9 protein-coding genes are annotated in these 12,152 nt (G+C 59.2%); all 9 read right to left on the bottom strand.

The features are described from left to right. Positions 1-304 precede the first annotated feature (304 nt). The gene (gcvT, locus tag TU76_RS13150; protein ID WP_048351793.1) at positions 305-1,429 is read right to left on the bottom strand and encodes a glycine cleavage system aminomethyltransferase GcvT; all 1,125 of its coding nucleotides are present in this window, start codon (positions 1,427-1,429) and stop codon (positions 305-307) included. 17 nt (positions 1,430-1,446) lie between these two features. Continuing rightward, positions 1,447-2,823: an L-serine ammonia-lyase gene (locus TU76_RS13145; RefSeq protein WP_048351792.1), complete on the bottom strand. Its 1,377-nt coding sequence runs from the start codon at positions 2,821-2,823 to the stop codon at positions 1,447-1,449. A 153-nt stretch (positions 2,824-2,976) separates the two neighbouring features. Next, on the bottom strand, positions 2,977-5,835 hold the full coding sequence (gene gcvP / locus TU76_RS13140; protein WP_048351791.1) for an aminomethyl-transferring glycine dehydrogenase: 2,859 nt from the start codon (positions 5,833-5,835) through the stop codon (positions 2,977-2,979). A gap of 10 nt (positions 5,836-5,845) precedes the next feature. Continuing rightward, positions 5,846-6,229, bottom strand: a complete 384-nt coding sequence (gene gcvH / locus TU76_RS13135) for a glycine cleavage system protein GcvH (protein WP_019822299.1) — start codon at positions 6,227-6,229, stop codon at positions 5,846-5,848. Positions 6,230-6,624: 395 nt separating this feature from the next. Beyond that, complete coding sequence (locus TU76_RS13130; protein ID WP_048351790.1) at positions 6,625-8,133, bottom strand: sigma-54-dependent transcriptional regulator; 1,509 nt, start codon at positions 8,131-8,133, stop codon at positions 6,625-6,627. A gap of 184 nt (positions 8,134-8,317) precedes the next feature. Then, positions 8,318-8,677: a DUF5064 family protein gene (locus TU76_RS13125; RefSeq protein ID WP_019822301.1), complete on the bottom strand. Its 360-nt coding sequence runs from the start codon at positions 8,675-8,677 to the stop codon at positions 8,318-8,320. Positions 8,678-8,731: 54 nt separating this feature from the next. Beyond that, complete coding sequence (gene arcC / locus TU76_RS13120) at positions 8,732-9,661, bottom strand: carbamate kinase (RefSeq protein ID WP_019822303.1); 930 nt, start codon at positions 9,659-9,661, stop codon at positions 8,732-8,734. A gap of 124 nt (positions 9,662-9,785) precedes the next feature. Beyond that, complete coding sequence (locus TU76_RS13115) at positions 9,786-10,796, bottom strand: ornithine carbamoyltransferase (protein WP_019822306.1); 1,011 nt, start codon at positions 10,794-10,796, stop codon at positions 9,786-9,788. A 77-nt stretch (positions 10,797-10,873) separates the two neighbouring features. After that, entirely contained in the window at positions 10,874-12,130 is a 1,257-nt protein-coding gene (gene arcA, locus TU76_RS13110; protein WP_019822308.1) for an arginine deiminase, read from the bottom strand. Positions 12,131-12,152 lie beyond the last annotated feature (22 nt).

Raw genomic sequence — 12,152 nt, 5'->3', positions numbered from 1 at the left:
AAGTAAGAGACGCAGAACGGGTGTAGCAAACTTAGAGCTACTGCCCAGGTCACGATTCCAGCGACCCATGCAAACACAGTGGGCAAACTCTACGAAACTGGAATTGAAAAAACAAGCCCCTCGAATAAGCCCGTAAGGCCGGGTTATTAGCAGCGCTGAAGAAGTTATAAGTGCAGGTGTTTGATAGGTGTGTTCAATTGTTTTCGTGCTTAAAACAGTGTTTTCACTATCGAAAGTTAGAGGCTGTTGCAGCAGTTGCATGCCCTGTAAGTATCAGGAACATGCAACTGTCTTACGTGAGGGTTTAACCTCTGTAATAACGCTGCGCGACAAAAGGCATCTTCGACACTTTCATCGGTACACGCTTGCCTCGAACGATCGCCCAGACTTCAGTATCCACAGGCGTGAACGCGATATTCAGGTAACCCATTGCCAGAGGCGAGCCCAGGGTCGGACCGAAACCGCCGCTGCAAACGGTGCCGATTACTGTGCCGTCAGCATCGACAATTTCAGCACCTTCACGCACCGGTGTGCGCTCTTGAGGCAACAAGCCCACGCGTTTGCGCGCGACACCATTTTGCTGCTGGGCGAAGACAGTTTCGGCGCCGGGGAAGCCACCGGCACGCGGTCCGTCTGCACGACGGGCCTTGGAAATGGCCCAGAGCAGGCTGGCTTCAATCGGCGTGGTGGTGTCGTTCATGTCATGGCCGTACAGGCACAACCCGGCTTCAAGGCGCAGCGAATCTCGTGCGCCCAGGCCGATTGCCTGCACTTCGGGCTCAGCCAGCAGGCGACGTGCCAGCTCTTCGGCACGATCTGCGGGTACTGAAATCTCAAAGCCGTCTTCGCCGGTATATCCCGAGCGGCTGACGTAGCACTCCGCGCCCAGCAACGTCAGCGGGGCAAATTGCATAAAGGTCATTTTTGCCACTTCCGGTGCCAAGCGTTGCAACACGTTGACGGCGGCCGGGCCTTGCAGTGCGAGCAGGGCACGTTCTTCAAACAGCGGCTGGATCTGGCAGTGGGCGCTCAAGTGCTTGCGCAGATGGGCCAGGTCCTGATCCTTGCAGGCGGCGTTAACCACCAGAAACAGCTCGTCATTACCCAGATTGGCAACCATCAGGTCATCGAGGATGCCGCCCTGTTCATTGGTGAACATGGCATAGCGCTGCATGCCCACTGGCAGGTCGATGATATCGACCGGCACCAGGGCTTCCAGCGCCTTGGCCGCGTCAGCGCCGATCAGCCGAATCTGGCCCATGTGGGATACATCAAACAACCCGGCCTGTTCACGGGTGTGCTGGTGTTCTTTCATGACTCCCAGCGGGTACTGCACGGGCATGTCATAGCCGGCAAATGGCACCATGCGGGCACCGAGCTCAAGGTGCAGTGCGTGCAGCGGGGTGTGAAGCAGTTGTTCGGTGGACATTCGAGACTCCTTGAAAATCAGCACTCAATAATGTTGAAAGCCAGACCGCCGCGAGCGGTCTCCTTGTATTTGCTTTTCATGTCGGCGCCGGTCTGGCGCATGGTGCGGATCACCTTGTCCAGAGACACAAAGTGCTGCCCGTCGCCGCGCAGGGCCATACGTACGGCGTTGATCGCCTTGACCGAGCCCATCGCGTTGCGTTCGATGCAGGGCACTTGCACCAGGCCGCCAATCGGGTCACAGGTCAGGCCCAGGTTGTGTTCCATGCCGATTTCGGCGGCGTTCTCGACTTGTTGCACGGTGCCGCCCAGCACTTCACACAACGCGCCCGCTGCCATTGAGCAAGCCACGCCCACCTCTCCCTGACAGCCAACTTCGGCGCCGGAAATCGAGGCGTTTTCCTTGTACAAGATGCCAATGGCGGCGGCGGTCAGCAGAAAGCGCACCACGCCGTCTTCATTGGCCCCGCCGATAAAGCGCATGTAGTAATGCAAAACGGCTGGAATGATCCCGGCCGCGCCGTTGGTAGGGGCAGTGACCACGCGTCCGCCGTTGGCGTTTTCTTCATTGACGGCCAGTGCGTACAGATTGACCCAGTCGAGCACAGACAGCGCATCGCGCAAGGCGGCCTCAGGGTTGCTGCACAGTTGACGGTGCAGCGCAGCCGCCCGCCGCTTGACCTTCAAGCCGCCGGGTAAAATGCCTTCATTGCGACAGCCCGCACTCACGCAGTCCTGCATCACTTGCCAGATATTCAGCAAACCGGAACGGGTCTCTGCCTCGGGGCGCCATGCGCTTTCGTTGGCCATCATCACTTCACTGATCGAAAGAGTGTGAGTGACGCAATGGCGCAGCAAGTCCTTGGCGGTTTTGAACGGGTATTTCAGCGCGGTGCTGTCTTCGACGATACGGTCAGCGCCAGCGGCGCCTTCATCCACCACAAAGCCGCCGCCGACCGAGTAATACTCGCGGCTGCGGATCTGAATACCAGCGGCATCCAGAGCCCTGAAAATCATGCCGTTGGGGTGGTAGGGCAGGGGTTTGCGAATCATCGCCAAGTGCGATTTTTCGTTGAAATCGATGGGGTGTTCGCCCAGCAGGTTCAAGCGCCCGCTGCTGCGAATCGCGGCCAGACGTTCGGCCACGGTATCGGTGTTGACGGTGTCCGGGTGCTCGCCTTCAAGCCCCAGCAATACGGCTTTGTCGCTGCCGTGTCCTTTGCCGGTGGCACCGAGGGAGCCGTAGAGTTCAACTTTTACGCAGGCGGTATTTTGCAGCAGTTCATCACGGCGCAAACCTTCGACAAAACGCGCAGCCGCACGCATGGGGCCGACGGTATGGGAACTGGAGGGGCCGATGCCAATCTTGAACAGGTCGAACACGCTTAACGACATAGGGTTCTCCGGTTTCTTGTTGTGTGGCGAAACTAGCCATCCCTGTGGGAGCGGGCTCGCTCGCGATGGTATCAACCCGGTCTTGCATGAAAACCGCGCCGTTAGCATCGCGAGCAAGCCCGCTCCCACATTAAATCTCCATGATCTGGATGCTTACGCCTCCTGATAGCTCTCGATCGACGGGCACGCGCACACCAGGTTACGGTCGCCGAACACGTTGTCGACACGACCGACCGGTGGCCAGTACTTGCCTTCGATCAAGGATGCAACCGGGTACACCGCTTGCTCGCGGCTGTAAGGATGGGTCCATTCACCCACCATTTCAGCAGCCGTGTGCGGCGCGTTTTTCAGCGGGTTGTCTTCCTTGTCCAGACCGCCGCTTTCGACTTCGCGAATTTCTTCGCGAATGCAGATCATGGCGTTGCAGAAGCGGTCCAGTTCTTCCTTGGATTCGCTTTCGGTCGGCTCGATCATCAACGTGCCCGCAACCGGGAACGACATGGTCGGGGCGTGGAAGCCGAAATCGATCAGGCGCTTGGCCACGTCGTCGACGCTGATCCCGCTGGTTTCCTTGAGCGGGCGCAGGTCGAGGATGCATTCGTGAGCCACCAGGCCGTTGCTGCCCGAGTACAGCACCGGGTAATGCTCTTCGAGACGGCGGGCGATGTAGTTGGCGTTCAGGATCGCTAGCTGCGAAGCACGCTTGAGGCCTTCGCCGCCCATCATGCGGATGTACATCCAGGTGATGGGCAGAATGCTTGCGCTGCCAAATGGAGCCGCGCATACCGCGCCTTCCTTGCGCTCCATTGCCGCGTGACCCGGCAGAAACGGCGTAAGGTGCGATTTGACTCCAATCGGACCAACGCCTGGACCGCCACCGCCGTGGGGAATGCAGAAAGTCTTGTGCAGGTTGAGGTGGGACACGTCGCCGCCGAACTTGCCCGGTGCACACAGGCCCACCATCGCGTTCATGTTGGCGCCGTCGATGTACACCTGACCGCCGTTGTCATGAATGATGCCGCAGATTTCGCGAATGCCTTCTTCGAACACGCCGTGGGTCGACGGGTAGGTGATCATCAGCGCGGCGAGATGGTCGCGGTGCTCCAGGGCCTTGGCGCGCAGGTCTTCAATGTCGACGTTGCCTCGTGCGTCACAGGCGGTCACCACAACGCGCATGCCGGCCATGTTGGCGGTTGCCGGGTTGGTGCCGTGGGCCGAGGACGGGATCAGGCAGATATCGCGGCGCTCTTCGCCACGGCTCTGGTGGTAGGCACGAATGGCCAGCAACCCGGCGTACTCACCTTGGGAACCGGCGTTCGGTTGCAAGGAGATGGCGTCGTAACCGGTTGCCGCGCAGAGCATGGCTTCCAGTTCAGTGGTCAATTGCTGATAACCCTCGCTCTGCTCGGCAGGTGCAAACGGATGCAGGCTGCCGAACTCGGCCCAGGTGACCGGGATCATTTCGCTGGCAGCGTTGAGTTTCATGGTGCACGAGCCCAGCGGAATCATGGTGCGGTCCAGCGCCAGATCCTTGTCTGCCAACTTGCGCAGGTAACGCATCAGCTCTGTTTCGGAGTGGTAACGGTTGAACACCGGGTGGCTGAGGATTGGCGACTGGCGCAGCAGTGCAACTGGCAGGGTGCCCGTTACACTCGCGGCCAGAGCGTCGAAGTCAGGCAGGGTCTGGCCATCGGCGGCGAGCAGGGTCCAGAGAGCAATCACGTCGCACTGGCTGCTGGTTTCATCCAGCGACAGGCCCAGACGCTGGCCGTCGATCACGCGCAGGTTAATGCGCTGTGCGTGGGCTTTGGCGTGCAGGGCTGCGGTGGTGTTGCCGGTGTTGAGGGTCAGGGTGTCGAAGAACTGTTCTTGCTCGACAGTCAGCCCCAGCGCGCTCAGGCCCTGGGCCAGAATCGCGGTCAGTTGGTGAATGCGCTGAGCGATCTGAATCAGGCCTTTTGGGCCGTGGTACACGGCGTACATACTGGCAATGTTGGCCAGCAGTACTTGGGCGGTGCAGATGTTGCTCGTGGCCTTCTCGCGGCGGATGTGTTGCTCGCGGGTTTGCATGGCCAGACGCAATGCCGGTTTGCCGTGACGGTCAACCGAAACACCGACCAGACGACCCGGCATGTCGCGCTTGTAGGCGTCACGGGTGGCGAAGTAGGCAGCATGCGGGCCACCGAAGCCCAGTGGTACGCCAAAGCGTTGTGCGCTGCCGATGGCCACATCCGCGCCGAACTCGCCCGGAGGCGTCAGCAGGGTCAGGGCCAGCAGGTCGGCGGCAACAGCCACCAGTGCATTGGCGGTATGGAAGCGCTCAACCAGTTCGCGATAATCAAACACGTCGCCGTTGCTGGCTGGGTATTGCAACAGGGCACCGAAGAAAGCCGACACGTCTGTCAGTTCGCGCTCGTCGGCAACCACAACCTCAATGCCCAGCGGCTCGGCACGGGTGCGCAGCACGTCGAGGGTTTGGGGATGGCAGTGGCTGGAAGCAAAGAAACGGTGGCTGGTTTTGTTTTTGCTCAGGCGTTTGCAGAAGGTCATCGCTTCGGCAGCGGCGGTGGCTTCGTCGAGCAGCGAGGCGTTGGCAATCGGCAGGCCGCTAAGGTCGCTGATCAGGGTCTGGAAGTTCAGCAGGGCTTCGAGACGACCCTGGGAGATTTCAGGCTGATACGGTGTGTAGGCGGTGTACCAGGCCGGGTTTTCCAGCAGGTTGCGCAAGATTGGCGAAGGCGTGTGGCAGTTGTAATAGCCCTGGCCGATATAGGTTTTGCACAGTTGGTTCTTGGCGGCGATGGCCTTGATCGAGGCCAGTGCGTCGGCTTCGCTTTGACCGGCCGGCAAGTTGAGCACGCTGGTGCCCTTGATGCTTTCCGGGATTACGCTGGCGCTGAGGCCTTCAAGGGAATCAAAACCGAGGGTGGCGAGCATGGCCTGCTCATCGGCCTGGCGCGGGCCGATGTGGCGCGCGATAAATTCATTGGCAGTGCTGAGGTTGATGGTCATGGCAGGCTTCTCAGTTGTCGTCTTGGGCTTTGATCAGGCGGTCGTAGGCATCCTGATCGAGCAGTTGGCCTACAGCGTCGGCATCGGCGGGCTTGAAGCGGAAGAACCAGCCTTGACCCAGCGGGTCTTCGTTGACCAGTTCCGGGCTGCTGTCCAGGGCCGGGTTTACTTCGAGCACTTTACCGTCCAGCGGCATGTACACGCCGCTGGCAGCCTTGACCGACTCAACGGTAGCGGCTTCTGCGCCCTTGTCGTAGGACTGCAACTCAGGCAATTGCACAAACACCACATCACCCAGAGCGTTTTGCGCAAACGCGGTAATCCCCACAGTTACGCTGCCATCGGCTTCGGCGCGCAGCCATTCGTGGTCTTCAGTAAAACGCAATTCGCTCATGGAAACTCCTCAGGGCCAGACATGTCTGGTGGTCACAGGTAAATGCTCGTGCAGCTCGAGCTTATGGAGGAGTTCACTGCAAGATGGTTGCCAGTTTAAAAATATCGTTATTTATCAATTGCTTGGTAGTTATTTGGTGTTATTTGAGGAAAGGCGCTGTAGCGATATCGATACAGCCGCAAGACCCTAAAAAAATCCAAGGGGATCAAAGCCTTGCATAGCTGAGGTTTAGAGGGCGTGTATCGATATCGCTCCACTGGAGTGATATCAATACAGTCGATGGGGGCATTCGTGGGAGCGAGCCTGCTCGCGATGCAGGCGACGCGTTCTTTCAACGAAGCCGTGTCGATTCAATCGCGAGCAGGCTCGCTCCCACTAGCAGGGGCTGGGAATGCTCAGGCCTTACCCGGTATCCCGTATTTGCGCAGCCGGTGGGCAATGGCGGTGTGGCTGGTTTGCAAGCGGTTGGCCAGTTGTCGGGTCGAGGGGTAGCTGACGTAGAGCTTTTCCAGCAGCGCTTTTTCGAAGGTTTCGACGGCGTGCTCCAGGGTTTCTACCTCGCCGTCGCTTTGCCGTGCAACCGAGGTGCCGGCGATGTCCAGGTCGCCAATGTCGACGAGGTTGCTTTCACAAATGGCCGCTGCACGAAAGATCACGTTCTGCAGTTGGCGCACGTTGCCGGGCCAGCGATTGCCCAGCAGGGCCGGGTAGGTGCCCGGTGCCAGACGGCACACCGGACGCTGAATCTGGGTGCAGGCCTGCTGCATGAAGGTGCGCGCCAGCAGCAAAATATCCTGACCGCGCTCGCGCAGGGGCGGCACGTCAATGTTGAGCACGTTCAAGCGGTAAAACAGGTCTTCGCGAAACGTACCCTCGTTGACCATTTTTTCGAGGTTGCGGTGAGTGGCGCTGAGGATACGCACATTGACCTTGACCTCGCGCTCGCCGCCCACCCGGCGGAAGCTGCCGTCATTGAGAAAACGCAGCAACTTGGCTTGCAGGTAGGGTGACATTTCAGCGATTTCGTCGAGGAATACCGTGCCGTGGTTGGCCAGCTCCATCAGCCCGGGCTTGCCGCCACGCTGTGCGCCGGTGAAGGCACCGGGGGCATAGCCGAACAGTTCGCTTTCGGCCAGATTTTCTGGGAGTGCGGCACAGTTGAGGGCCAGGAACGGTGCGGCGAATCGATCACTGATGGCATGGCAGGCGCGGGCGACCAGTTCTTTGCCGGTGCCGGTTTCACCCTGGATCAACAAGGGCGCGTCCAGGGCCGCCACGCGTTGTGCCCGGGCCTTAAGCGTGCGAATGGCAGGTGAGTCGCCAAGCAGTGCATCAAAGCCTTCAGCGTGATCATGGTGCAGCGCTGCCAGGCGCTCGCCGATGCGACTGGGTTGATACAGGGTCAGCAGGGCACCCGCATCGGTGATGGGAGTGGCATCGAGCATCAACGGGTGGCCGTTAAGCGTGACTTCGCGCAATGGCAGGCGAAAGCCGTTTTCCAGCAACACGTCCAGCAACCCGGGGTCGGTGAACAGCTCGCCGATACTTTCGCCGGTGGGTTCATGGCCATACAGCGCCACCAGTGCCGGGTTGGCCAGCAGCACATGGCCCTCGCTGTCCAGTGCCAGTACCGGATCAGTCATGGCGGCGAGCAGGGCATCGAGTTGCAGGTGGCGGCGTTGGCCGGGAAGGATATCGACCACGGTCACGGTCTGCACACCCTTGACCCCGAACAGCGCTTCTCGCAGTTCGTCGAGCACTTGCGGACTCAGGGTCGGGGCGTCGATATATACGTTGGGCGGGACCATCTCCACCGCATCCAGATTGAGGTTACGCCCGCCCAGCAGTGCCAGGACTTCCTGGGTAATGCCGACACGGTCGATGAAACTGACATGGATACGCATGGGAACTACAGACACTTCTGGCCAGCGGGGATGGCCAGTATGCCTTGGTGGGGGAGATAGGTGAAATTCCGTGGGAGCGGGCTTGCCCGCGATGGCATCAGCGCGGTCTGGCGGTAAAACCCCGTTGGCTGCATCGCGAGCAAGCCCGCTCCCACAAAAGCGCAGCCACCATCAAGCGGCTGAATTACTCCAGATGTTCTGGTTTGATCGGGTCACCCGGCTTGTGGTTGAGCTGGGCCAATACGTCTGAAAACATCTTGTCGTAGTAACCGTGCATCGCTCGGATGTCTGCGGTTCTTGGAATGCCGTGCTTTACGGCAATCTGGAATGCGTCATGGGCAAAATTGAAAGCCATGTCCTTGGGCAGGGTGAACGACTCTTTGAAGTCCTTCTTGTTGATCTGGCCATGCATGTCGAACTGCATCGACTTGCCTTCCTTGGGATCCTGAACGACCTGGTAATCAATCTTGATGTCATACCCAAAGTCGCCCGGCTGCAGCGGTTCACGGTGGATATGCAGGTGACCGGGTTCGAACGAGGCCATAGGGTTACTCCTTGATGCTATGGGAAAGGGCAGGCCCAGGGCCTGCCCTGGGACTCAGTAGTAAGTGATACCCGATTTTTCCGTACTGACGCGAGTACCGGCCTTACCTTGAACGATTGCTTCGATATCCGCCAGTGCGCCAATCACTGCGGTCTTGCCGGTTTTGCGGGCGAACTCGCAAGCAGCTTCGACTTTGGGCCCCATTGAGCCCGATGCAAACCCGAGCTTTTCCAGTTCGTCGGGGTGAGCCTGGGCAATGCCCTTCTGGGTTGGCTTGCCCCAGTCGATAAAGGCCGCATTCACGTCGGTGGCGATCACCAGCAGGTCGCTGCCCAGCTGTTGGGCCAGCAGCGAGGACGCCAGGTCCTTGTCGATCACCGCCTCAATGCCCCGCAGCTTACCGTCTTCGCCGTACATGGTCGGGATACCGCCACCGCCGGCACAGATCACGATGGTGCCTTTTTCCAGCAGCCATTTGATCGGACGAATTTCGAAGATGCGCTTGGGTTTCGGGCTGGCGACCACGCGACGGAACTTGTCGCCGTCAGGAGCAATGCTCCAGCCTTTTTCAGCGGCCAGGCTCTTGGCTTCGGTTTCGCTATAGACCGGCCCGATCGGTTTGGTCGGATTCTGGAACGCAGGATCTTTAGGATCGACTTCAACCTGGGTCAGCAGCGTGGCGAAAGGCGCCTCTGGTGGCAGCAGGTTGCCCAGTTCTTGCTCGATCATGTAGCCGATCATGCCTTCGGTTTCAGCTCCCAACACATCTAGCGGATAAGGAGCGACGGCAGTGTAGGCGGCGGCTTGCAGCGATAGAAGGCCAACCTGGGGACCATTGCCGTGGGCCACTACCAGCTCGTTGCCGTGGGCAATGCGGGCGATTTGGGCGGTAGCGGTCTGGATGTTTTCGCGCTGGTTCTCTGCGGTCATGGGCTGGCCGCGACGCAAGAGGGCGTTACCGCCCAGTGCAACGACGATACGCATAAAAAATATCCTTATTGAAGTGTGAGAGGGCCTTGTGTGGGAGCGAGCCAGCTCGCGAAGCTCGTTCGCGAGCTGGCTCACTCCCACCGTAGTTATGCGTGCACATAACTACGGTGGGCCAGGCTTAGATATCAGCCAGTGCCGCTACCAGAATCGCCTTGATCGTGTGCATGCGGTTTTCAGCTTGCTCAAAGGCGATGTTGACGGGGGACTCAAACACTTCCTCGGTCACTTCAATGCCGTTTTTCAGGTTTGGATGGTGCTCGGCCACGTCCTTGCCGACTTTGGTTTCGCAGTTGTGGAACGCAGGCAGACAGTGCATGAACTTCACGCGCGGGTTTTCTGCAGCCTTGATCATGTCGCTGTTGACCTGATAAGGCAGCAGCAGTTTGATGCGATCGTTCCAGGCTTCGACCGGCTCGCCCATCGATACCCATACGTCGGTGTGGATAAAATCCACGCCTTTGACGGCAGCTTTAGGGTCTTCCGTCAGGGTGATTTTGGCACCGCTTTCCTTGGCGAATTCCTGGCACTGCTTCACGAACGACTCTTCTGGCCACAGGCTTTTGGGTGCCGCGATGCGCACGTCCATGCCCAGTTTGGCGCCGATCAGCAGCAGCGAGTTACCCATGTTGTTACGGGCGTCGCCCAGGTACGCGTAGCTGATGTTGTGCAGCGGTTTGTCGCTGTGTTCACGCATGGTCAATACGTCGGCGATCATTTGCGTCGGGTGGAATTCAGCGGTCAGGCCGTTGAAAACCGGTACACCAGCGTACTTGGCCAGTTCTTCAACAATGGCTTGTTCAAAACCACGGTACTCGATGGCATCAAACATGCGGCCCAGAACGCGGGCGGTGTCTTTCATGCTTTCTTTGTGACCGATTTGCGAGGAAACCGGGTCGATGTACGTCACGTGTGCGCCCTGGTCGTGGGCCGCCACTTCGAATGCGCAACGGGTGCGGGTCGAGGTTTTTTCGAAGATCAGCGCAATATTTTTGCCTTTCAAGTGCGGCTCTTCAGTACCGGTGTACTTGGCGCGCTTGAGATCGCGGGACAGATCCAGCAGAAAGTGCAGCTCACGTGGAGTGTGGTGCACAAGGCTCAGCAAGCTGCGGTTTTTCATGTTAAACGCCATGGGGATCTCCTGGGTTTTTCGATAACCGGCTTGCGCCGCCCCTTGTGGGGGCCGGCGCAAGCAATCATTTGAGTGAATTAATAGTCGATTGGGTCACGTACGATCGGGCAGGTCATGCAGTGACCGCCGCCACGGCCGCGTCCCAGCTCGGAAGCGCTGATGGTGATCACTTCAACGCCAGCCTTGCGCAGCAGGGTGTTGGTGTAGGTGTTGCGGTCGTAACCGATCACCACGCCAGGTTCCAGCGCCACCACGTTGTTGCCGTCGTCCCACTGCTCGCGTTCTGCCGCGAAGGAGTTGCCGCCGGTTTCGACGACACGCAGTTTTTTCAGGCCCAGGGCGTGCGCAACGACTTCGAGGAAGCTGCCTTCTTCGCGTCGCACGTCGATGCCGCCTTGTTTCTTGTCATCCGGGTAAAGGGAGAAGGCAACGATCTGCTTCACGACTTCAGGGAAGATGGTCACCAGGTCGCGGTCGCAGAAGCTGAACACGGTGTCCAGGTGCATCGCGGCGCGGGAGCGGGGCATGCCGGCCACGATGATGCGTTCTACGGCTTTGTTCTTGAACAGGTTCAGCGCCAGTTGGCCGATGGCCTGACGCGAAGTACGCTCGCCCATACCGATCAGTACCACACCGTTACCGACCGGCATTACGTCGCCGCCTTCAAGGCTGGCGTTGCCATGGTCGACAGTCGGGTCGCCGTACCAGATCTGGAATTCGGCGTTGGTGAACTCGGGGTGGAACTTGTAGATCGCGGTGGTCAACAGGGTTTCTTGACGACGCGCAGGCCAGTACATCGGGTTCAGCGTTACGCCACCGTAAATCCAGCAGGTGGTGTCACGGGTGAACTGGGTGTTGGGCAGTGGTGGCAGGATAAAACTCGTGTGCCCCAGGAAGTCCCGGAACATCTGGATGGTCTTGCCACCGAAGCTGTCCGGCAGATCGTCTGCCGACACGCCGCCGATCAGGTATTCGGCCGCCTGGCGTGGCTCAAGGCTCTTGATCCAGGATTTGACTTCGTTGACCAGGCCCACGCCCACCTGATTGGGGGTCACTTTGTGGTCCAGGATCCAGTCCAATGCTTCTGGAATGGCGACGATATCGGTCAGCAGGTTGTGCATTTCCAGCACATCAATGCCGCGGTCGCGCATCTTGGTGACGAAGTCGAAGTGGTCACGCTTGGCCTGGTTGACCCACAGCACGTCATCGAACAGCAGTTCATCGCAGTTGCTTGGGGTCAGGCGCTGGTGAGCCAGGCCTGGGGAACACACCATAACCTTATGCAGCTTACCGGCTTCGGAATGCACGCCGTACTTCACTTTTTCCGTGGTCATTACAGTCATCCTCCAAAGTACA

The organism is Pseudomonas psychrophila (genome assembly GCF_001043005.1).
Taxonomy (GTDB): Bacteria; Pseudomonadota; Gammaproteobacteria; order Pseudomonadales; family Pseudomonadaceae; genus Aquipseudomonas; species Aquipseudomonas psychrophila.
Note: the sequence above shows the minus strand (reverse complement) of the source record. Positions and strands in the feature narration are given on the sequence as shown.

Coding starts and splice junctions, on each gene's coding strand:
- gcvT (WP_048351793.1), bottom strand. CDS start 1,429: ATGTCCACCGAACAACTGCTTCACACCCCGCTGCACGCACTGCACCTT.
- TU76_RS13145 (WP_048351792.1), bottom strand. CDS start 2,823: ATGTCGTTAAGCGTGTTCGACCTGTTCAAGATTGGCATCGGCCCCTCC.
- gcvP (WP_048351791.1), bottom strand. CDS start 5,835: ATGACCATCAACCTCAGCACTGCCAATGAATTTATCGCGCGCCACATC.
- gcvH (WP_019822299.1), bottom strand. CDS start 6,229: ATGAGCGAATTGCGTTTTACTGAAGACCACGAATGGCTGCGCGCCGAA.
- TU76_RS13130 (WP_048351790.1), bottom strand. CDS start 8,133: ATGCGTATCCATGTCAGTTTCATCGACCGTGTCGGCATTACCCAGGAA.
- TU76_RS13125 (WP_019822301.1), bottom strand. CDS start 8,677: ATGGCCTCGTTCGAACCCGGTCACCTGCATATCCACCGTGAACCGCTG.
- arcC (WP_019822303.1), bottom strand. CDS start 9,661: ATGCGTATCGTCGTTGCACTGGGCGGTAACGCCCTCTTGCGTCGCGGC.
- TU76_RS13115 (WP_019822306.1), bottom strand. CDS start 10,796: ATGGCGTTTAACATGAAAAACCGCAGCTTGCTGAGCCTTGTGCACCAC.
- arcA (WP_019822308.1), bottom strand. CDS start 12,130: ATGACCACGGAAAAAGTGAAGTACGGCGTGCATTCCGAAGCCGGTAAG.